This is a genomic window from Chitinibacter sp. S2-10 (genome assembly GCF_046530675.1).
GTDB lineage: Bacteria > Pseudomonadota > Gammaproteobacteria > Burkholderiales > Chitinibacteraceae > Chitinibacter.
In genome coordinates this window covers 586,473-607,941 of the sequence record NZ_CP172558.1, presented here as the reverse complement: position 1 = coordinate 607,941, position 21,469 = coordinate 586,473, and the positions used below count along the sequence as shown (strand labels likewise).

The window sequence follows — 21,469 nt, the reverse complement described above, 5'->3', positions numbered from 1 at the left end:
CTAAGCAGTCAACTCACCCAGTTTTGTCTGGTGACCATAGCGAGGTGGTCCCACTCCTTCCCATCCCGAACAGGACAGTGAAACGCCTCAGCGCCGATGATAGTGCGGATTGCCCGTGTGAAAGTAGGACATTGCCAGACTCCCTAAAAGAAAAGCCCAGCTCAACCGAGCTGGGCTTTTTGTTGGGCGCGAGATATGGTAGGTGTCAGGGTATGACTTTGTTGCTCAATTGAGTTGTGGCTGTCAGTGCTTTATTGAATATTATTAGAGTAATTATCTGAAAGATATATATTGCGAGCACTATGAAGTGTATACATGGTGCTATTAGTCAAGCTAGTGGATGCAGGCCGGTGTGCTTACCGGCCTGTTTATTTCAATCTTCAATACTTTTTAGGGTGGAGACGCGTTTATTCTGCCAGCGTAATTTTGCCTTTGGCACAAGTAACACTCACTCGCGGCGTGACTGAAATCGCATTGTTCCCTGGATTTTTGAATTGAACAATCCAGCCACTACGATTGCCATCATAGGTGAGCGTACTGTACACAATTCCAACCGAGGCTGGAATGCTGCTTGGCCCGCCACTGATTGCAGCTTCACCGCTTAAGCAAGCGCTGGCAACAAAGTCTTCTGCGCCCGGAGCCAGATTAAGTGTACGGCTCGCATGGCGAAGTACAAGTTCCAGACTTTGGGCTGTATCCGCTGTATTGTCACATTGCCCCAGATTTTTCCAGGCACCCCATTCACCCGACTGTGATGGGTTTTCATTTGTGCTGTACCATTTAGCTTCATACAGAGCCCCAGACTGGGTCACTGTATTGCCGGCTGAATAGGCGCTGCCTGCACTCCATTCAGAAACGCCGTTACAGGAAGCAGCAAAAGCCTGCCCAGAAATGATGGTGCTCAGTAAAGCGGAAACTAGTGCCAAACGCTTAAAATCACATTTCATGTCGTACTCCATCGATCATTTTCGGCATATTGATTGTGCAATATGGGTGAGCCTCCCTTGATTTAGGGAGGGAGCGCTGCCCACTTTATTGATATATTTCAGGTCAGTGCTCACAGAAAAGTTAACATGACAAGAGCATCATATTGTGTGAGCCAGCCCGCACATGAATGTTTAAAGATGAGGTCCGGCAGAAAGATCTATCTAATCAATGGGTTTGCAATAGTTCGATGTGTATGGGTTTTTCCACTGGCCTCAATTGCAACGCAGATTTACGGCCTATGCATCGAGTAAAGTAGAGTCGATTTTGATGACGACTTTCCTAATCGGCAGCGCTTGATTGAGGCTTCTGCATGGTTTATGCAGTTCGCCCGGATAGAAAATGGCGAACATGCCGCTAGTTAGAACCAATTTTGTTTCATTGTGAATTGGATGAATAAAGGCAATGTCGCGTTCGTTTAACTGATCGGTGGCCAGAGGAAGATCTGGATTCGCTGGCGCGTAACCGATCACTTCTTCGCCTTCGAGCAGATATTGAATATCGAGATAGCGGCGGTGGAATTCAGGCATACCGGTTTCCCACGGTTGCGTGAGTGGGGTTTGCACGATCGCAATTAGCTTGTCGCCATCCAGCGGGTAACGGCCGGGCGCCATCTGGCTAAAGTCGGTTTCGCGCAGGTAGGTGAGCGCATGCTCGATAATGGCGGGAAGTGGTGGTTGTGAATGCTGCAGATGGCTGAGATACATGATGGCTCGTGCTTGATGGAATAAAAAACGGAGCGCAGTGCGCTCCGTTGATTCTAGCTGAAACTCAATGCCGATTACTGAAGTTTTGCCAGTTGTGCGTTCAGTTTCGCCAGTTTGTCATCCAGCTCGGCCAGTTGTGCGCGATCTTTCTCGACCAAGTGCGCTGGCGCTTTGTCGGTGTAACCCGGTTTTTCGAGCTTGGCGACGAGTTTCTCGCGTGCATCAGAAGTTTTGCCGATTTCCTTGGTTACACGAGCGGTTTCGGCCGCTTTATCGACTTCGACGACCAGCATCATGCGCGTCGTACCCAAAGCCGATGCAGCGACCGCCACTGGCGCATCACCGGCAGGCAATGTGGCGACGATGTTTACTTCCGACAATTTGGCCAATGGCTTCAGATACGGCGCAAACTCGGCCATCTCTGTGCTGCCTTCGAGGAACATCGGCACTTTCACTGCAGGTGACAGGCCCATTTCACCGCGCAGATTACGCGCTGCGAAGGCCAGTGCTTTCAGTGTTTCGACCTTGGTATTGGCTTCTGCATTTACTTTGGTGAGGTCAGCTACCGGCCATTTCGCAGTCATCAGCGAGTCGCTGTCTTTCTTGCCGGCGAGTGGGGCAACGGTTTGCCACAGCTCTTCGGTGATGAAAGGCATGATCGGATGCGCGAGGCGCAGGATGGTTTCAAGCACGCGAATCAGCGTGCGGCGCGCAGCGCGCTGCTGGGTATCTGTCCCAAACTGAGTAGATACCTTGGCTAGCTCGATATACCAGTCGCAGTATTCATTCCAGACAAATTCGTAAATCGCTTGCGCGGCCAAGTCGAAACGGAAAGTGTCGAGTGCTTGCGTGATCGTTGCTTCGGCTTCTTGCAGACGGCCGATGATCCACAAATCTGGGAAGCTGTACTCGAGCTCAGCGCCTTCTTCGAGGCCGCAATCTTTGCCTTCGACGTTCATCATCACAAAACGCGTCGCGTTCCAGATTTTGTTGCAGAAGTTGCGATAACCATCGCAGCGCTTCTGGTCGAAGTTGATCGAGCGACCCAGTGAGGCGAGCGATGCGAAGGTAAAGCGTAGCGCATCCACGCCATACGCTGGAATGCCGTCCGGGAATTCTTTCGCGGTTTTGGCTGCCACTTTTGGCGCATTTTCTGGGCGACGCAGACCGGTGGTGCGTTTTTCCAGCAAAGGCTCGAGTGCAATACCGTCAATCAAATCGACCGGATCGAGCACATTGCCTTCGGATTTGGACATCTTATTGCCTTCGGCGTCGCGCACCAGACCGTGGATGTAGACGTGTTTGAACGGTACTTTGCCCGTGAAATGCTTGGTCATCATAATCATCCGGGCCACCCAGAAGAAAATGATGTCGTAGCCAGTGACAAGCACCGATGAAGGCAGAAAGGCTTTCAGATCCGGCGTCTCTTCCGGCCAGCCTTGGCTGGAGAATGGCACCAGCGCCGATGAGAACCACGTATCCAAAACGTCGTTATCACGTGTCACCGACTTGCCACCGGCTTTGGCGATGGCTTCAGCTTCGGTGCGCGCAACATACACTTGACCGTCTTCGTCGTACCAAGCCGGGATTTGATGGCCCCACCACAATTGGCGTGAAATACACCAGTCTTGGATGTTATTCAGCCATGCGTTGTAGGTATTCACCCAGTCGCCCGGTACAAATTGCACTTCGCCGCTGTGGACGGCTTCCAGCGCTTTTTCAGTAATGCTGCTGCCATCGGCAGCCGGTTTGCTCATTGCCATAAACCACTGGTCGGTCAGCAAAGGCTCGATCACGGTGCCGGTACGGTCGCCACGTGGCACCATCAGTTTGTGCGGTTTGGTGTCGAGCAACAGGCCATGCGCTTCCAGATCAGCGAGCATTGCTTTACGTGCTTGTGCTGTTGTCAAACCAGCGTACGCCGCAGGCAGATCAACGCTGCCCAGACTGTGACCGTCAAAGCTGAATACTTGGGCTTTGGCCAGAATCGTCGCCTGCAAGCTCATCACATTGATCAGCTGCGTGTTATGACGTTTGCCGACCTGATAGTCGTTAAAATCGTGCGCTGGCGTGATTTTGACGAAACCGGTACCGAATTCTTTGTCGACGTATTCATCGGCAATCACTGGAATCTGGCGGCCAGTCAGTGGCAGCTCGACCATCAGACCGAGTAAATGTTGGAAACGCTCGTCGTCTGGCGCAATCGCCACGGCCACGTCGCCGAGCAGCGTTTCAGGACGAGTCGTCGCAACGGTAATGAATTCATCAGAGCCGACAACAGGGTATTTGATATGCCACATCGAGCCGTTTTCTTCTTCGGAAATCACTTCCAGATCAGAAATCGCGGTACCCAGCTTGGCGTCCCAGTTAGACAGGCGCTTGCCACGGTAAATCAGGCCTTCTTCATAGAGGCGGACAAAAGCTTCGACGACGGCGGTCGACATTTTGTCGTCCATCGTGAAGTATTCGCGACTCCAATCGACCGACGAGCCCATGCGGCGCATCTGGCTGGTGATCGTATCGCCCGATTCTTTTTTCCATTCCCAGACTTTTTCAAGGAAGGCGGCGCGGCCCAAGTCATGGCGCGAAACGCCTTGTGCGTCGAGTTGGCGCTCTACGACGATTTGCGTCGCGATACCGGCGTGGTCAGTGCCCGGCAGCCACAGCGTATTGTCGCCGCGCATGCGGTGATAACGCGTCAGGCCATCCATGATGGTCTGGTTAAAAGCGTGGCCCATATGCAGCGTGCCGGTGACATTCGGCGGTGGTAGTTGGATACAAAAGGCCTCGCGGGCGAGGTCCATACTGGGCTGGAAGTAACCCTGGCTTTCCCAGAACGGGTACCAGCGGGATTCAATATTCTGTGGCTCGAAGCTCTTGGCGAGTTCCATGGCGGCGTGCTCGAATTAAACGCGAAACCGCAGATTATACGTTAAGAGTGAGGTGTAAGGAGAGAGGGGTGAGGTGTGGGTAGCGGGAAATTAGAGTGGGCTTGGTTGTTGTTTGGGTATATTGATGAAGACTAGTCCAGATGATGCTTGCGTATCAATACCCCCGCTTTTTATTTGGACGCCTCACGCCTCACGCCTTACGCGGTCTCTTTTACAGGCCTCACGGCTCAGAGTAATCCTTTGCTGCGCAATTCAGCTTCGATCAGCTCGGCAATGCGCGGTGCGAGCCGCTCTTCAAGATCCTGACTGATTTGCTCGGTAAGTTGGCTCAGCGTTTCCTGATAAAACTTGCTCATCAATTTATCCAGATGCTGCCGGGTGAGTTTCTCGACTTCGCTGACCATGTCGATGGCGAGCTGCGCGCCGACGCTGGCGGTGATGTCGCTCAATGTCTGCTGGGTAATGCCAACGGGTATGCTTTCCTGTTGGTTGTCTAGCAAGCTTTCTGGAGGTATACCCTCAGTTTTTTCTTTGTCGCCGGGCACGTCATCTGTGATGGCATCTTGATGGAGGTTGGCCATCGATGGGCTGCTGGGTAAAGCGGCTGCAGATTCAATCAGGCAGGTATTGTCTTCGTCCAGATTAATGGTGATGCTGCTTTGCTCGCTGATGGCCGTGCTGACGATCAGCGTGTCGTCGTCCCATTGCAGTCCACTTGGCTCGATCAGCTCAATGGTGAGGTCATCATCGGGCGTCGTGTGTGCGGCACTGACGACGAGTGCTTCGTTCGGTTTGGCCTCGTCAGTGTGCGGGTCGATCTGAACGGCCACTTGCTGAGGAGCTGCTTCGTGCGCTGCGACCGCCAGTGAAAGGATTTCGGGCTGTATGCCCGTTTCGGATGCCGAGACGTCATTGAGCTCGATGACGTCAATTTCTGATTCAGTCTCGACGGGCGTGGTGCTGGGCTCTTGTTCGTCGGATAAGACTTCGCTGATGACGGTTTCCCCGGTCACTTCCTCCGTCTCGTGCACAGCGACTGCTTCGGCGATCTCTACTATTTCTGCGCCAAGTTCTGCGTGGCTTTCATCGGCAGGGTCGGGGTCGGCGTGCAGTATGTCATCGCTAATGACCGGGATTTGCGTGTTTTGCAAAGCATCCAGATCAAGCTGTGGAATTTCGGCGGCAATCTGGCTGCTTTCGGTGAACTCCTGTTCAAAATCGGGATTCTCGGCAACGTCGAAAGTCGCCAGCTCATCAAGTGGCAGCACCAGATCGGTGGCGATAAAGTTGGCATTGGCGGTGTTGACCTGATCCCGTTTTTCTTTGCTCGGCAATACGGGTAAATCAAGATAGTCCGGCGCTGGTGCGCGGCTGAGCTCGTCCAAATCGAGCATGGGCAAATCGAGAAATGGCGAAGCGGCCGCCGGTTCTGGTGGTTTTTTCTTCGGCGCCTCGGGAATCAGTAATGGTGGCAGCTCGCTCGGAATCGGGCTCGCCGCGGCCGGCCGTTTGCTGGGGGAGGCCTGAGTGGTGGGGGCAGCTGCCACACTGGGTTGAATCGGCAAAGGATCGGGGGTCGATGCTGGCCGAAAAGGGAGCGGCTCGATTGCTTGCTGTGCCGATGAGTTTTTGCGCTCGGGCGCTGCAATTTCCCGGTCGAGATGGCTGATGTCCGCTTCGTAATGATCTTTGCGCCATTCGCGTTCCAGCGCGGTAATTTTGTCGGCCAGATGCGGCGTCACGACATCGGTCAGCGCCGGGATATCGGCATCTGCACCGGTCTGGCCAAGAATGGACTTGGGCGCAATTTCGGTGAGGATCGGGATGTCATTATCCGGCGTCGAGGGTTGCCGATGGCGCGCCATCAGTTCGTCCATGATGGTGAACAGGGGTTCGTCCGGGTTAAATTCCGGTGGTTTTTTCTGGTCGGCCACGATGCACTAGCTCCTGGATGTCTGGGTTTGAGGTGACATATCGATTGCGTCGGGCGTGTATCCGAGTTGCTTGTACGCTGCCCAGCGCTGGCGCGCCGCCAGACGCAGCTCGTCGTCGGCATCGACAATTTCGATCAGGCGGCCAAACTCGCTAAAGCGTGGTGCCACATGGTCGGTCCAGTTAAATAGTATATCGCGCGGCGTCATCAATTCGGCACGATGATCGAGGATGATCGGTGTTTGTTCGGCTGTCGCCGCGTCAAAGCTGCAATGCGGCAAAAAACCGTTAGCGGGGATTTCCCACAGCAGGCGATCTAGCGCCTGCGTGGCCGCTGCCGATCCGGTCAGAATGCAAATGCTTTTGCCCGCAGCGAGCGCCTTGCCAGCAAGCTGGCACAAGGCGGTTTCTCGTGAACGGACATTAAAATAAAACGAAATTTCAGTCATGGTGAATGGGTATACGTCTCTAGCTTGCTATTGGTTTGGTCTACAGGTGTATACCCTTGATGTTTTACAGCTTGGACAGATACTGCAATAAGAGCGGAACCGGGCGACCCGTCGCGCCTTTGGTCGCTCCCGATTTCCACGCCGTACCGGCAATATCCAGATGCGCCCATTTGACGTCTTTGGTGAAGCGAGACAGGAATGCCGCAGCGGTGATCGAGCCCGCCGGACGTCCGCCAATATTGGCCATGTCGGCAAAATTCGATTTGAGCTGTTCCTGATATTCGTCGAACAGCGGCATGCGCCAGGCCTTATCGTCGGTTTGCTGTGAAGCGGCAAGCAGGTCTTGCGCCAGCTCATCGTCGTTGGCATACAGACCGCTGGTCAGATGTCCCAGTGCAATGATGCAGGCGCCGGTCAGTGTCGCAATGTCGATCACGACGGCGGGTTCGAACCGTTGTACATACGTCAGTGCGTCGCACAGGATCAGTCGACCTTCGGCGTCGGTATTCAGAATTTCAATCGTCTGACCGCTCATGCTGGTGACGATGTCGCCCGGTTTGACGGCATTGCCGTTTGGCATATTTTCACACGCCGGAATAATGCCGACCAGATTGATTTTCAAATCGAGCTCGGCGACGGCGCGGAATACGCCCAGCACAGTCGCCGCGCCGCACATATCGTATTTCATCTCGTCCATGCCTTCGCCGGGTTTGAGCGAGATGCCGCCCGAATCAAAGGTGATGCCCTTGCCGACCAGCGCAACGGGTTTCTGTTTTTTATCGGCGTTGCGGTATTCCATTACGATAAATTTCGGCGGCACAATCGAGCCTTTGGCGACCGACAGGAAAGAGCCCATTTTCAGTGTTTCAAGCTCTTCCTGCTCCAAAACATGGCAGGAGAAATCATAAGTGTGCGCCAGATGTTGCGCGGTGGCGGCGAGGTAATCCGGCGTGCAGACGTTCGGTGGCAAATTGCCCAGATCGCGCGTCAGATTCATGCCGTGCCCGAGCGCCAAACCGTAAACAAGACCGGCTTCAACGTCATCAATATCGCCTTTTTTCGGCGCAAGCAGGCTGACGAGTTCGAGTTTGGGCGCAGGAGCCGCGTCCGATTTGAATTGATCAAAACGATAAACTTCGAGCATCAGCGCATTGACCACTTCCTGCGCGAGAAATTGCTGATCCTGTTTTTTGTGGCCAGCTGATGACAGGGCAATGCAGGCAGTCAGATTCTGGCTGGCGATCAGTGCCTTGGCCAAGGCGCGCGTGCTGTCGCGAATGACTTTGTGATCAGGCTCTTTACCCAGTTGCACCAGAATCACGCGTTTGAATTGCAATCCGGCAGGCAGCCCCAGACAGATGACCGAGGCGGCTTTGGCGGCCAGTTCGCCATCCCTGATCGCCTGGCTTAAAATGCCGCCCGATGCGATGTCCAGTTCTTTGCCTTGTGCCGGGAGTTTTTCGTCCAAAACCGGCAAGACCAGGCAGTCGGCAGACTCTGGGGCGGGGGAAACTATGGTAAATTCCATCTGAAGCTCCTATCAAGATTGAAACGATTATTCACTGACCCCACGGCCAAGTCAAAGATGCTTTTTCGTAAAACACTGATCCATGAAATGACCTGGATGGCATTCGGCCTCTTTGTTGTTCTATTGCTGATTGTAATGACCTCGCAAGTCGTCCGTCTGCTAGGGGAAGCCGCACTGGGCGCTCTGGCATCGTCTGCACTCTGGGCGGTGATGGGATTTACCGCCGTGCGTTATTTGCCGCTGTTGTTTTCACTGATGCTGTTTATCACCATCCTGTCGGTGATTACCCGTTTATGGAAAGACCATGAAATGTTCGTCTGGTTTTCGGCCGGACGTTCGATTTACAGCTTTATTTCGCCTGTGCTGATCATGGGGTTTCCCGTTGTTGTGCTGATTGCAGCACTGTCGCTGTTTGTTTCGCCCTGGGCGCAACTCAAAGGCAAGGAATACCGGGAAGCCAGCTTGAAAAATGATGAAGTCGCTCAGGTCGCCCCCGGCGTTTTTCGTGAATCACGCAGTGCAGACCGTGTTTACTTTATCGAGAATTTTTCTCCCAAGCTGGGGATGGGCGAGAACGTTTTCATGCAGATCAGGCAGGATGGCAAGGTTTCAACGGTGCTGGCTGATCGCGGCGGAATCGAAATCGACGAACAGGGAGATCGCTGGATGTGGCTGAAAAATGCCCGCGCCTATCAGGCGCTGCCCGGTAGCCCGCAATACGATATTCTGAGTTTTGACGAAGGCAAAATCCGCATTGATGAATCTGGTCGGCCTGTGGTCGCTCCGGCCATTGAGGCCACAGCCAGTGTGGATCTGATTCGCAAACTCGATTCGCAACGCTGGGCCGAGCTGCACTGGCGCATCGCCTTGCCGATACAGGCGCTGATTTTAATGTTGGCCGCCATCCCGCTGGCTTTTGCCAATCCGCGTGGTGGACGCTCGTTTCACCTGCTGCTGGCCGCTTTGCTGGCTTTTTCCTATTACAACGCGATGAGTGTTTTTCAGGCCTGGATTGCGGCAGGCAAAATCCCCGGGATCATCGGCATGTGGCCGTTGCATCTGATTGCGCTGATTGTGACCGCTGCTCTGTATTACTGGCGCAGCAAGGTGAGGGCATAAGATGAATCGTCTGGGTCGCTATGTCCTGTTCTCGATCGCCTGGCATGTGCTATTGGCTTTGCTGGTGCTGCTGGGGCTTTTTGTTTTCTTTGACCTGATTGCCGAGTTGCGCGATGTCGGCAAGGGGACGTATCAATTTCACAATGCTCTGATTTATGTCGTGCTGGGCGCTCCGGCGCGTGCTTATGAACTGCTGCCGGTCTCTCTGTTGATTGGCAGTATTTTTGCACTCTCCAGTCTTGCCGATAGTTCGCAAATTACCGTTATGCGCGCTGCTGGCGTATCGATTTTGCGCATTTGCAGCTGGCTGGCCTGTGGCGGCGCCTTGCTGGGCGGGCTGACTTTTGCTCTGGGTGAATATATTGCCCCGGTGGCGACCGACGCAGCGACGCGGTATCAGGTCTCGGCCAAGGAGGCCTTGATGTTTGGCCGTTTCCGCTCGGGAGTCTGGGTGAAAAATGGCGACCAGATTATCAATGTAGCGGCCATGCAGTCCGATTTAAGCCTGCAGGGACTGCGGATTTATGTACATGACAATGGTCATAAGTTGCTCAGAATCATGGACGCCCAGCGTGCGCAGTATCAGGGAGACAAGCGCTGGCTGCTCGAAAACGTGACGCAGACCCGTTTTTTTGCCGATTCGGTTGCCGTCAGCCATATGGAACAGGCGCCGTGGATTTCCGAGGTTGATCCGAAAATGGTCGCGGTGCTGATGATCAAGCCGCGCGATATGTCGGTTCAGTCTCTGGGGCAATATATCCAGCATCTGGAAAACAATAAACAAAGTACCGAGCGTTACGAGCTGGCGCTGTGGGGCAAGATTTTCTACCCCTTTGCCTGTCTGGCGATGATGCTGATTGCCTTGCCGTTTGCCTTGGGGCAGCGCCGTAGCGGCAATGTCGGGATCAAGATTTTCTTCGGTATTTTGCTCGGCGTGTCGTTCAATTTCGTCAACCAGATGATGAGCCATATCGGCGAGCTCTATCATTTGCCGCCCATACTGGCCGCGATGATGCCGACGCTGGCACTGGCAAGTCTGGCGGCTTATTTCCTCTGGCGGCAGGAAAAAGGCTAGTTTTTTCAGTGCGCCCATTCGTATAACTAAAGATGGATACCCGTGTCATGTATGTCTTGCTAACCGGCGGTGCAGGTTATATTGGTTCACATACCTATATAGAATTATTGTCGGCTGGATTTACTCCGGTCATTTTTGACAACTTCTATAACGCCAATCCGGAAGTGCTGAACCGGATCAAAACGATTACCGGTCACGATGTCTTGTGCATCGAAGGCGATATCCGTGATCGCACCGCGCTCGATGCTGCGTTTGCTCGCTATCCGTTTTCAGCGGTCGTGCATTTTGCTGGCTGGAAAGCCGTTGGTGAGTCGGTCGCCAAGCCGCTGGAATATTACGATAACAATGTCGTTGGTACGCTGCGACTGCTCGATGCAATGAAAGCCGCTGGCGTCAAAAATCTGGTGTTTTCGTCGAGCGCGACGGTGTATGGCGACCCGCATACGGTGCCGATTCTGGAGCATTTCCCGCTGTCGGCAACCAATCCGTATGGCCGCAGCAAATTGATGATCGAAGACATGTTGCGCGATTTGCGCGTCGCTGATCCAAGCTGGAATATCGCGCTGCTGCGTTATTTCAACCCGGTCGGCGCGCATGAATCGGGCTTGATCGGCGAAGACCCGCGCGGGATTCCGAATAATCTGATGCCGTTTGTTGCCCAGGTTGCCGTTGGCAAGCGCGAGAAATTGTCGGTGTTTGGCGGTGATTATCCGACGCCGGACGGGACTGGCGTTCGCGACTATATCCACGTCGTCGATCTGGCGCTCGGTCACGTCAAAGCGCTGCAAAAACTGCAAAGTAATCCGGGCAATGTGACGGTCAATCTCGGTACCGGCGTCGGCTATTCGGTGCTCGATATGGTTGCGGCATTTGAAAAGGCATCGGATCGCCCGGTGCCTTATCAGATTGTCGAGCGCCGCCCCGGCGATATTGCTGCGTGTTATGCCGATCCGAAAGCCGCTTTTGAGTTGCTGGGCTGGCGGGCGGAGAAAAATCTGCAGGATATGTGCAACGACAGCTGGCGCTGGCAAAGCGGCAATCCGGGCGGTTATTCCGTTGCTTGAATAATTTCACGAAACTGACTATAAATTTTTGGTCGGTTGATCCAGTGGGTATTGCTCTGCAGGTCAATCATGCATTGATCTGGGGGGTGATACTAAATGGGGTATTTGGCGAGCGTGAACAGCAAGCAGCGGGGAGTCATCTTGCTGGTGCTGTTGCTGGTTTTGATGCTGGGCTTGTCCAGTCTGTTGCTCTCCCGTTTGAACCGGACCGACAGCGGGCGGCGCGAACGCAGCGCCGCCGCTTTGCTGCAAGCCCGGCAGGCCTTGCTCGCCTGGTCGCTCAGCCGCGATGGCACGGTCGGAACCGGCAATTGTTCGCCCGCGTCATCGTCCAATGGCCGCGCCTGTTCACCGCTCGAACTGCCTTGCCCGGCCAATCCCAATGAAACGCTTGCCAACAGCATTGGCACGTCGATCACCAGTTGCAATAGTGCTGGCGCTGCGCGTCTGGGCTGGTTGCCGTGGAAAACACTCGGCATTCCCAAGCTGGTCGATGCTTACGGTGAGCCGCTCTGGTACGCCGTAGACCGTGGTTTTGTCGTGCGAACTTCGGATACCGAAGCGCGCAAAATCAATAGCGACAGCTTTGCGCTGCTGTCGCTCCGGCATCAGTCCGGTGAGCTGCCAGCGACTGACATTTCCACGGCTGGGCAAGCGCCTGCTGCGCTGATTTTTGCTGCCGGCGCCCCTCTGGCGGGACAAAGTCGTAGCAGCCCTCTGCAAGCCGATCAGTTTCTGGAAGGCGGCAATGCGATGTCAGGCGGCCCTTATCTGAGTCGCAATCCGAGCGATAGTTATAACGACCAGATCACCAGCATCAAAGCGCACGAGCTGATTGATCGCGCCAGCCCGCGGCTGGCTGCGCAGATTGCCAGACAGTTGCAAAATTATTATCAGACGACGCGAGCTGCGACGCCTATCGTCAGCGCGGGAAACGCTTGTGGCAATGCATGGCAAGCTGGTGTCGCTTATGCCAAGGACGAAGTGATCGCCTACGGCGGTTTTCATTGGCGCGCCAGAGTCGACCATCCGGCCGCGCCCCGGCTCGGTAATATCGACTGGCAACAATTGTTCGCTTGCGACGAAGGCTTGTTGCGACCATACCCCATGCCGTATCCCGCTGATATCCAGAATGATAGCGACTGCCAGAGCAATACCCTGACGGTGGGGCGCTGTCCGGCGCGGCAGGATTTATGTGCCGGCATTCTGCCGCGTGCCGATGCCAGCTGGACCGGTATTAGCCTGATGAGCCCGCGCGCCAGCAATCTGCTGCCGGTCTGGTTTGCCCAGAATGTCTGGCACCGGGCGGTTTTTTATGCGGTCCGGCAGGGGCGGGTTTGCACGCGAGACTTTGAAATCGACGGCGTACCGGAGCCTGCAGTCGATGCGCTGTTCATCGTCCCCGGTAGCAGCCGCAGCCAACGAGCCAACAATCTGCTCGCCGCCGCCGCTGCATCGACCGATTTGCGGCGGTATCTGGACGATGCGGCCAATCAAGGAGCCTGGTTGAATGATCAGCAGGCGCAATTTGTTACGCCGGGCTGCGACAGCAATGATCTGCTTTATCTCTGCCGCGACGGCGTCTGCAGCCCAAGGAAAAAACCATGTCCTTGAACCGAGTGACAGCTGCAATCGCGGGAGCGGGCTTGCCCGCGAATATTAAAACTTCGTGGGAACACCGGTGCAGCTTGCAGGCGAGTCCGCTCCTTCTACTCGAAAACACCAGAGTGTCGGAATATATAAAGGCAGGAATCAATGAGTCAGTTTGATCAAAACTGTGGTTTTACGCTGGTTGAAATGGCGATTGTGTTGCTGGTCATCGGCCTGTTGCTCGGTGCTGGTTTGAATGCAGTGGGCGCGCAAATGGCCAGCCAGCGCTACCGTGAAAGCAAAACGATGCTCGAGCGCGCCAATCAGGCGCTGCTCGGTTTTGCGCTCGTCAATCATCATTTGCCGTGCCCGGCCGATCCGGTGCTTGATCACGACCAACCGTTGGCTGGTATGGAAGACCGGCAAGCTGCGGGCGGAGCGAACGCTTACCGCTGCGAACGCAGCTACGGCGATTTGCCATGGCGCGAGCTGGGACTGCCCGAACTCGATGCCTGGGGGCGGCGGCTGAAATATGCAGTTAAAACCGATCCATCGGGTGGTATCGCTACGTATGCCGGTGATTTTGCCGGCGCTAACCCGACCCTCGTAACGGCGTGCGGCCTGCCCAGTCTGTCGCCCTGCTTCAGTTTGCTCAGTGGCAGCAATCTGACCGTCCGTTCGGCCAGCCGTCGCGACGGCGTGGCAAGTAATTCGCGCGTACTGGTCAGTAATGCCGTTGCGATTGTTTTTTCCGAAGGCCCGCAAGGTGGATCAAGCGGCAACGACGAAACCGAAAACCGTGACGCAGACAATAACTACATCGCCGACGCACCCGACGGCGAATTTGATGACTTGCTGGTCTGGCTACCGCTTACGCAATTGTTTTACCAGCTTGGCAGTACAGGGCAGTTGCCCTGATGTCGGGGTTTTTACCAATTGCGGCAGGGCGAGTGACGTTTTAGGGCAGTGTTGGCTGTGCTTGGGTCGTTGATTGGAGTTTGCGCTGGCGCGCGGGCAGACAGGCTCGCGAATTTAATGTGAGATTGATTACTTTTTCTAGTCGGCATCCCATGCAAACCTGCGCCGCAGCTGAAGCAGTGTGCGGCTCGGGTCGATAAATCCTGCATGTTTTTAAGTTGGCACGCTCATTGCTTGTATACTAGCCAAGTCCGGTTGCCTAAACCGGCAAACCGGTAAAAAATCTACAGGAGAAACACCATGAAACAAACTATGAAACGTGCCCAACAGGGTTTCACACTGATCGAGTTGATGATCGTTGTTGCGATTATCGGTATTTTGGCTGCGATTGCTTTGCCTGCTTACAAAAACTACACCATCAAATCGGCAAACCGTGCATGTTTGGCTGAGGCCAAAGGAGTTATGAATGGGGCTGTGGCAGCTACTGCGGATAATGATCTTACTCTAATGCCAGCTGATGTTACTACTGGTGCATGTAGTTCAAATGGTTACGATGCCACGGCCTTGTTGAGTAGTGGCACTACGACATTTACTCCTAAAACCCCTGGTACTGGTACTGTGACATGCCAAAACGATACTGGTGTTTGTTCGCATAGCTAATACATCTGATTCCCGTGTAGCGGACTTCAAAAGCCGGGCTTGTTCCGGCTTTTTTTATTGTAGGATTCCTCGTGTTGCCTAGAAACTTGCAGTTGAATAACCCGCTTGCTTTAGTCTTGTGCCTGCCTTTGCTGGCTCCAATCCTGTTGCCGCTTTTTCCTGCTCTGGTCATTGATGATTATGACCGCTTGCGTTTCCTGCAATTACTGACTCTAATTTTCGCCGGTTTCTGGGTCAGAAAAGTTGGGCTGGGCTGGCTGGATATGGCCATGCTGGGGCTGGCACTACTTAGTGTATTTCAGGCTCAATATCCGCTGTATGCGGCGCTAGCTTTATTGACTTATTTTATTTTTTATTGCCTGCTCAAGCAGGGCTGGGGCTGGACAAAACGGCAACAGTATTTTTTTCGTCGATGGCTGTGTTATTTTTCGATTGCATTTTTGATTTATTACGGCCTGCTGGCGATTCTGACCATTTTGCATACAGCAGCGCAATTGCCGGCCAATTTGCCTTATGTTTATCTGGTCGAAATTTTGCCATTTTTTGAAAATGCGCGTTATCTGAATTCAGTACAGATTGTATTGCTGTTTTTTTGCTGGCTATTATTAGTTCCCGGTAAAGCTTCCCGTTCCTTACTGTTATTTGCTATTTTTGCATCCAGTTTAAATCTGGCTCTGATTTTTCTCACTGGCGCACGCTCTGCCTTATTGGCGATACTAATCGGTATTTGTCTGATTGCGCTAAATAAAGCTTACCGGCGTGATGTATTGAGCAATGCTTCACTGGTACTGGCGGGGGGATTATTGATTTATTTGAGTTTGTGGTTCTGTGTGGATCAATATTTTGACAAGGTGATGAGTGGCGATATGCTACCTAGATGGCTCAATGCCGGGCAAGTGACTGTGGCCTCCCTGACCAGCGGCCGCTACATCGTCTGGGGTGATGCAATCAGGATGATGCAGGCTCATCCTTGGTTGGGATCGGGCGGATTGCATTTTGCGAGTATGAATTCTATTGCTGCACACCCGCATAATTTATTTTTGATGATCGGCGCCGAATGGGGGGTACCCATGCTGCTGCTGCTGGTTTATCGGCTGGGGCGTTTTAGTCTGTGTGTTTTTAAGCAACGATTCGCTTCCATAGAATTTGGTTTGCTGATGGCAATATTGGTGGAATCGCTTTTTTCGGGCAATCTTGTTTACCCCATGTCTCAATCAGTTATTCTGGCCGCCTTGATCTTGATGCGTCCATTGGAATTGTCTCGACCGATGGAAATTTTTCACCTTGGGAAGGCATATTACTTGGGAATGCTCGGCGGGCTGCTATTGCTCGGCGGGCTGACTTTTATGATTACCCATGATTACCCATCGTTATATGGTGTACCTAAGCCTAATTTCTGGTTTAGGGGTACATTTTAGAATCTACATAAAGGCGTAGATTTGGAGATTGTTGTTTCGGCTACTGCTGCGCGGGTATTGACGATGTCAGTGGGGCTGCCTGTGTTATGCTGCAAACAATCAATTAATCAGTGATACTTGTTATTATAAAGTACGCAATGTACTTGGGTCGTGGGTGGGTACTAAATACCGCTCTAAACAATAAAATTTTATTCGCATCAACTCATACTCCGCCTTGTGCGGGTTTTTTATTTTTTGGATTAAATATGCCGCTACCCCTTGCTACCCTGATCCTGGCTTTTTTTCCTTTTGTTATAGCCTGGGCTTATCGGCCTTCGGCTAGTTGGGTGTCAGAAAGCAGTGCACTTATTCTGGCACTGGGAATGGTTTTGTTTCTAAGCTCGACCATGCTGCGGCAACCCAGACTGCGCATTCCGCTGATTGTTCCTGCCCTGCTGGCTTTGTTTTTATTGTGCTTGATTACATTCAAGGTCAATCAGCCCGCTTATATAGCGGATATGCTGATTTCTTGTTTTTACCTGCTGGTTGCATCGCTATTGTCCATTGTGATTGCCAATTGCGAAAAAGCAGACCATACCCGCTTATTCACTGGGCTTGCTATTGGGTTGTGTTTTGGCGCGCTATTACAATTACCTTTTGTATTGCTGCAAATTGCTGGGCAAGTTGACACATATAATTACTGGGCTAACAGCATTTCAAACTGGCTACCCATTTATGGTAGTGGCACACAACCAACAGGAACTTTATGCCAGAGAAATCAGCTGGGCGATTATCTGTTCTTGGGGGCAATTGCCAGTGTATATTTATTCAGCGAAAACAAAATCACCCGCCTGCCATTTTACCTGATCAGTTTCAGTATTGCGCTGACGCTGGCGCTAGCTGCTTCGCGCAGTATTTTGCTGTATACCTTGTTTGCTTTTGCGCTAGGCTTGTTTTTTTACCGCCAAGCTGCTACGCGCATAATGGCACGAGCCTTACTCATTTTTTGCTCTATTGCGCTGGCTGGTCAGTTGCTCGCCTCCTATCTGCCTTTTATGCAAGGCAATTCTGCGCTGCAAAGGATAGTAAGTGAACCCACGCTGGGTCTGCGCTGGGTCGAATGGCAAAAAGCTTGGGTTGCATTTGGCAGCCACCCTTGGTTTGGCCTCGGCGTGGGTGGCTACGCGCGCTGGAGTTTCGAACAATCGGAGATTTTTCCTTTTGTTTTCAAAAATCAATATGGTGCGGAGCTGTTTACGCATGCACATAATCTGGTTTTGCATTTGCTGGCAGAAGTGGGCATTGGAGCGGGTCTGGTTATGTTGGTCATCATCGGTTTGCTGATCCGGCAATGGCGTAAAACAGAAAAAACGTCAGAATGGCTGTTTGCTTTTGCGGCAATCGGTGTGATGAGTATTCATAGTCTGCTGGAGTATCCGCTGTGGTATGCACAGTTCTTATTGTTGTTTGTTCTGTTGCTGACGCTGATGGACTCTAGCCAGATAATGATACAGCCCAGCAAAAGCGCTAAAATACTGCTATTTGGTTTTGCTCCTGCCGTAGCTTTGATTTTATGCATATTTGTCCTTGGTCAGTATGCAACTTTAGCAATTCATTCCCAGAGACCGCAGAACGTAGCGCAGGCCAAAGAAAATATGGTGCAGTTATCGAGCTTTCGCGCTAATCCGGTGTTATCTGATCGGAGTGATCTTCAATTTCTTTATCAGCTTGATTATTCTGATCGGGATCTGGAGTGGAAACTACAACTCACTTCAGGACTGATGCAATACCGCCCTTATACCGAAGTGGCTTTTAGGCATGCGATTTATTTAGCATACGCTGGGCAGGATGAGGAATCGCTCCGCTTGCTGGCGCAGATTTTCGCCAGCGCACCTGATGCAATCGGTCCTTCTTTGCTCAAGCTGGCTCAAGTGCAGAACGACCCCAGATTGAGCAGAATCAACAGTTATTTGCTGAGTAAAAAGCGCAATCCATAGCCCCGGCATTCTGAATGAGCGAAGCAATACCGGAAGCTTATATTAATTTATCGAGGATTTACCGAGCGAGAGCCGCAGGTTATAAGCCAGCGGTTTTTCTAAACTCAATCACCCGCTGATTCCCCGATCCCCGCCATGGCAAAGTGGTGGGGTTTTCCTTTTCGTATTTCCCGTCAATCACCACATCCACATAGTCAAACACCTCAAGCTCCCGTATTTCCTCGTATAAATAACCCGTCCATAGCCAGATGTTTTTGTCCGGATAGCGTTGCTTGAATTCGCGGCATAGCGTGAGGATGTCGGCGCGGTTGGCCGGATGGAGCGGGTCGCCGCCGGAGAGACTGAGTCCGTCGTGATTTTCGCAGGCGGCTAGCAGCGCTTGCTGTACTGCTGGTGTAAATGGCGAGCCCGATTTTCTATCCCAGGTCGAGCGGTTGTAGCAGCCTTCGCAGGCGTGCAGGCAGCCGGTAACAAACAGCGTCACGCGGATGCCGGGGCCGTTGACCAGATCGTGCGTGTAATAGCGGTCGTAGTTCATTTCATATCCTGATTCGGTAACTATCTCAGCAAATCGTCGTACCGGCGCACTCTGTGTGCCTAAAGGCAAACGCCGGTACCTAGAGCGCAGTTCAAACCAGTATCGCCGGAATGACGAATGAGGGGTGCTGAAGTGGTTCTCTAATCAGGTTTCATATTAAGGGTATTGCCGTTCAGCTCTTTTTGATATTGGGGTTCAGGCATATACCCATGCTTCGCGTAATGCTTCACCCGCCGCATCACTTCTTTTTGCTTGCCGGCGTTAAATGGCCGGGCATTCGGGCTGCCGAGATAGCCGCAGACACGGCGGGTGACCGATAGTGTCGCGCTGTCATCGTTACCGCATTCGGGGCAGGTGAAACCCTTGGCCGTGGCGAGCGTTTCGCCCATGAAACCGCATAAGCCGCAGGCATCAACCGGCGTATTGCTGCCGAAATACGGGACATGCTCGATGGCGTAATCCCAGATTCGTTCCAGCGCCAGCAGATTGTGTTTCATATTCGGCAGCTCGACGTAGCTGATATGTCCGCCGGTCGCCAGCTCGGCGTAGCCGGTTTCAAAGGCTATCTTTTCGAATGGATTGACCTTGTGTTGTACGTCCAGATGGAATGAATTGGTGTAATAGCCCTTCGTAAACAATGCGTTCACGCCGGAAATCTGGCCAAAGCGCGCTTCGTCGAGTTTGCAAAAACGGTGGCATAGCGATTCGCTCGGTGTCGAGTACAGCGAAAAACCAAAGCCGGTCTCGGCTTTCCAGCGCTGTGTGGCTTCGGCCATGGTCGCAACGATCTGTTTCAAAAAAGCCTGCGCTGCCGCATGTTCGGCCGGATGCTGGCCCGCCCGCTTGCAAAAGAGCAGTACGCCGACTTCATGCAGGCCGATGTAGCCGAGCGAGATCGAGCTGCGGCCGTTTTCAAACAGCCTGATGATCTCGTCCTGCGGCTGCAGCCGGAGGCCAAAAGCGCCTTCGGTATACAAAATTGGCGCGACATTGGCTTTGACGCCCTTGAGTCGTTCGATGCGAACCATCAGCGCACGAAAACACAACTCAAGTCTTTGTTGCAGCAACTCATTAAAACGCGCGGTATCGCCAGCGGCCTCGATCGCGATGCGCGGTAGATTCAGGCTGACGACGCCCAGATTATTGCGCCCGTCGAGCACTTCATTACCATTTTCATCTCGCCACGCCGGCAGGAAGCTGCGGCAGCCCATCGGTGAAACGGGAATGCTGGAGCCGGTGATCCGGCGGTTGAGTTTGGCCGAAATGATGTCGGGGTACATGCGTTTGGATGTGCATTCGAGCGCGAGTTGTTTGATGTCGTAATTCGGGTCGGTCGGTTTGAGGTTGATGCCTTCGTCGATGAAGAAAACCAGTTTCGGAAAGACCGGTGTCGTGCCTTCCTTGCCCAGTCCGCGAATCCGCACACGCAATATCGCTTGCTGGATGATGCGCTCGGCCCACGATGTGCCCATGCCGAACGAGAAAGTCACAAACGGTTGCTGGCCGTTCGAGCTGAACAGCGTGTTGATTTCGTATTCGCACGCCTGGATGCCGTCGTAGGCTTCTTTTTCGGTGCGTTCGCGCGCGTAGCGTTCAGCGTCGGCAATTTGGTATTCGGCAGCGACGGCGAGGTTTTTCTCGTACGATTTGAGCACATACGGCGCGAGCGTCTGGTCGATATTCGGAATCGTCGTTCCACCGTATTGATGGCTGGCGACTTGCGCGATGATTTGTGCCGTCACGGCGCAAGCGACGCCGACTGATTTCGGGCTTTCGATTTTGGCGTTACCCAGCCGGAAACCATCACGCAGCATGCCTTTTAGATCAACGAGGCAACAATTGGTAAACGGCAGAAAGGGCGAATAATCGAGGTCGTGAAAATGAATGTCGCCGCTGTTATGCGCATTCAGAATGTCTTTGGGCAGAAAGGTGCTGGCAAACTGCTTCGAGACAATGCCGGCCATCAGATCGCGCATGACCGGAAAAACATTGGCGTCTTTATTGGCATTTTCGGTCGTTGCGTCGATGTCGGTCTTGTTGACCAGCCCCATCAGCTTGGCGTGCAAGGCCGAGCCTTGTTCGCGGATGCGGTCGCGATCGTGCCGGTATTCGATGTAAATCCGCGCGACTTCGGGGTAGTCGTGCATCAGCGCGTCTTCGACCAGTTGCTGGATGGTTGGAATATCGAGCAGCTTGGCCACATGATTGGCAGTGGCGCTGGTCAGCTTGCGGCATTCGTCTTCGACCTGCTCGGTGATGCGTTCGGCTAGCGCATCCGGCTCGGGGTGGTGTGCAACGACGGCGGCACGGCGGCAGGCCTCGTAAATTTTGCTGCTGTCATAAGCGGCCTTGGCTCCGTCGCGTTTGATGACTTTGAGCATTGTCTCCAGTCCTTTAGTGGTATTCAGTTTGAGGTGTTCTGGCGGTGTTTTTTCTATTTAGAAACACAATATATTGTGTTATTTGTTTTTTGAATTCACAAAATATGCTGTTTTTGATCGGGATCAAATTCTGACGGTAACGCTCTGGCGGCCTGTAGCATATAAAGCGCAATCGCGGCTGATTACGTCAGCAAACGGAAAACAGGGCCTTGTGTGGTGTTATGCTCTGCCTGCTAAAA

The 21,469-nt window shown here is 53.1% G+C and carries 15 protein-coding genes, 1 rRNA gene and 1 pseudogene; 9 read left to right on the top strand and 8 right to left on the bottom strand.

The genetic code is table 11. From position 1 onward, the window contains the following. The first annotated feature begins 26 nt into the window (after positions 1–26). Positions 27–140, top strand: a 5S ribosomal RNA gene (gene rrf, locus ACG2XO_RS02775). 267 nt (positions 141–407) lie between these two features. On the opposite strand, the gene ACG2XO_RS02770 is transcribed toward rrf, so the two are convergent. The 6 genes from ACG2XO_RS02770 to ACG2XO_RS02745 form a co-directional block, all read right to left on the bottom strand. After that, on the bottom strand, positions 408–959 hold the full coding sequence (locus ACG2XO_RS02770) for a carbohydrate-binding protein (protein ID WP_410499320.1): 552 nt from the start codon (positions 957–959) through the stop codon (positions 408–410). 264 nt (positions 960–1,223) lie between these two features. Next, positions 1,224–1,691 carry a YhcH/YjgK/YiaL family protein gene (locus tag ACG2XO_RS02765; protein WP_410499319.1) on the bottom strand — a complete coding sequence of 156 codons (468 nt, stop codon included), beginning with the start codon at positions 1,689–1,691 and terminating at the stop codon, positions 1,224–1,226. A gap of 74 nt (positions 1,692–1,765) precedes the next feature. Continuing rightward, entirely contained in the window at positions 1,766–4,582 is a 2,817-nt protein-coding gene (locus tag ACG2XO_RS02760; protein WP_410499318.1) for a valine--tRNA ligase, read from the bottom strand. 227 nt (positions 4,583–4,809) lie between these two features. Further along, a complete protein-coding gene (locus ACG2XO_RS02755; RefSeq protein WP_410499317.1) occupies positions 4,810–6,516 on the bottom strand; it encodes a hypothetical protein in 1,707 nt (568 codons plus the stop codon). A gap of 6 nt (positions 6,517–6,522) precedes the next feature. After that, positions 6,523–6,963 carry a DNA polymerase III subunit chi gene (locus ACG2XO_RS02750; RefSeq protein WP_410499316.1) on the bottom strand — a complete coding sequence of 147 codons (441 nt, stop codon included), beginning with the start codon at positions 6,961–6,963 and terminating at the stop codon, positions 6,523–6,525. A gap of 64 nt (positions 6,964–7,027) precedes the next feature. Beyond that, entirely contained in the window at positions 7,028–8,491 is a 1,464-nt protein-coding gene (locus tag ACG2XO_RS02745) for a leucyl aminopeptidase (protein ID WP_410499315.1), read from the bottom strand. Positions 8,492–8,548: 57 nt separating this feature from the next. Between ACG2XO_RS02745 and lptF the strand changes: the two genes are divergently transcribed. The 8 genes and pseudogenes from lptF (at position 8,549) to ACG2XO_RS02705 (ending at position 18,311) form a co-directional block, all read left to right on the top strand. Then, positions 8,549–9,610 carry an LPS export ABC transporter permease LptF gene (gene lptF / locus ACG2XO_RS02740; protein ID WP_410499314.1) on the top strand — a complete coding sequence of 354 codons (1,062 nt, stop codon included), beginning with the start codon at positions 8,549–8,551 and terminating at the stop codon, positions 9,608–9,610. Between the two features lies 1 nt (position 9,611). After that, a complete protein-coding gene (gene lptG, locus ACG2XO_RS02735) occupies positions 9,612–10,685 on the top strand; it encodes an LPS export ABC transporter permease LptG (protein ID WP_410499313.1) in 1,074 nt (357 codons plus the stop codon). Positions 10,686–10,732: 47 nt separating this feature from the next. Continuing rightward, positions 10,733–11,749 (top strand): UDP-glucose 4-epimerase GalE, encoded by a 1,017-nt coding sequence (gene galE / locus ACG2XO_RS02730; protein WP_410500223.1) that lies wholly within the window; start codon positions 10,733–10,735, stop codon positions 11,747–11,749. Positions 11,750–11,845: 96 nt separating this feature from the next. Beyond that, positions 11,846–13,363 carry a hypothetical protein gene (locus ACG2XO_RS02725; RefSeq protein WP_410499312.1) on the top strand — a complete coding sequence of 506 codons (1,518 nt, stop codon included), beginning with the start codon at positions 11,846–11,848 and terminating at the stop codon, positions 13,361–13,363. A gap of 141 nt (positions 13,364–13,504) precedes the next feature. Continuing rightward, positions 13,505–14,257 (top strand): prepilin-type N-terminal cleavage/methylation domain-containing protein, encoded by a 753-nt coding sequence (locus tag ACG2XO_RS02720; RefSeq protein ID WP_410499311.1) that lies wholly within the window; start codon positions 13,505–13,507, stop codon positions 14,255–14,257. A 312-nt stretch (positions 14,258–14,569) separates the two neighbouring features. Further along, a pseudogene (locus ACG2XO_RS02715) lies at positions 14,570–14,675 on the top strand (prepilin-type N-terminal cleavage/methylation domain-containing protein); the annotation flags it as partial. Positions 14,676–15,411: 736 nt separating this feature from the next. Further along, the gene (locus ACG2XO_RS02710) at positions 15,412–16,335 is read left to right on the top strand and encodes an O-antigen ligase family protein (protein WP_410499310.1); all 924 of its coding nucleotides are present in this window, start codon (positions 15,412–15,414) and stop codon (positions 16,333–16,335) included. Positions 16,336–16,445: 110 nt separating this feature from the next. Beyond that, on the top strand, positions 16,446–18,311 hold the full coding sequence (locus tag ACG2XO_RS02705; RefSeq protein ID WP_410499309.1) for a Wzy polymerase domain-containing protein: 1,866 nt from the start codon (positions 16,446–16,448) through the stop codon (positions 18,309–18,311). Positions 18,312–18,390: 79 nt separating this feature from the next. On the opposite strand, the gene nrdG is transcribed toward ACG2XO_RS02705, so the two are convergent. Then, positions 18,391–18,849: an anaerobic ribonucleoside-triphosphate reductase activating protein gene (gene nrdG, locus ACG2XO_RS02700; RefSeq protein WP_410499308.1), complete on the bottom strand. Its 459-nt coding sequence runs from the start codon at positions 18,847–18,849 to the stop codon at positions 18,391–18,393. 140 nt (positions 18,850–18,989) lie between these two features. After that, positions 18,990–21,230 (bottom strand): anaerobic ribonucleoside-triphosphate reductase, encoded by a 2,241-nt coding sequence (gene nrdD / locus ACG2XO_RS02695; protein ID WP_410499307.1) that lies wholly within the window; start codon positions 21,228–21,230, stop codon positions 18,990–18,992. Positions 21,231–21,469: the final 239 nt, after the last annotated feature.

Bases quoted from the DNA above. Each gene is read 5' to 3' on its own strand.
- ACG2XO_RS02770 (WP_410499320.1), bottom strand. From the start codon at position 959: ATGGAGTACGACATGAAATGTGATTTTAAGCGTTTGGCACTAGTTTCC.
- ACG2XO_RS02765 (WP_410499319.1), bottom strand. From the start codon at position 1,691: ATGTATCTCAGCCATCTGCAGCATTCACAACCACCACTTCCCGCCATT.
- ACG2XO_RS02760 (WP_410499318.1), bottom strand. From the start codon at position 4,582: ATGGAACTCGCCAAGAGCTTCGAGCCACAGAATATTGAATCCCGCTGG.
- ACG2XO_RS02750 (WP_410499316.1), bottom strand. From the start codon at position 6,963: ATGACTGAAATTTCGTTTTATTTTAATGTCCGTTCACGAGAAACCGCC.
- ACG2XO_RS02745 (WP_410499315.1), bottom strand. From the start codon at position 8,491: ATGGAATTTACCATAGTTTCCCCCGCCCCAGAGTCTGCCGACTGCCTG.
- lptF (WP_410499314.1), top strand. From the start codon at position 8,549: ATGCTTTTTCGTAAAACACTGATCCATGAAATGACCTGGATGGCATTC.
- lptG (WP_410499313.1), top strand. From the start codon at position 9,612: ATGAATCGTCTGGGTCGCTATGTCCTGTTCTCGATCGCCTGGCATGTG.
- galE (WP_410500223.1), top strand. From the start codon at position 10,733: ATGTATGTCTTGCTAACCGGCGGTGCAGGTTATATTGGTTCACATACC.
- ACG2XO_RS02725 (WP_410499312.1), top strand. From the start codon at position 11,846: ATGGGGTATTTGGCGAGCGTGAACAGCAAGCAGCGGGGAGTCATCTTG.
- ACG2XO_RS02720 (WP_410499311.1), top strand. From the start codon at position 13,505: ATGAGTCAGTTTGATCAAAACTGTGGTTTTACGCTGGTTGAAATGGCG.
- nrdG (WP_410499308.1), bottom strand. From the start codon at position 18,849: ATGAACTACGACCGCTATTACACGCACGATCTGGTCAACGGCCCCGGC.
- nrdD (WP_410499307.1), bottom strand. From the start codon at position 21,230: ATGCTCAAAGTCATCAAACGCGACGGAGCCAAGGCCGCTTATGACAGC.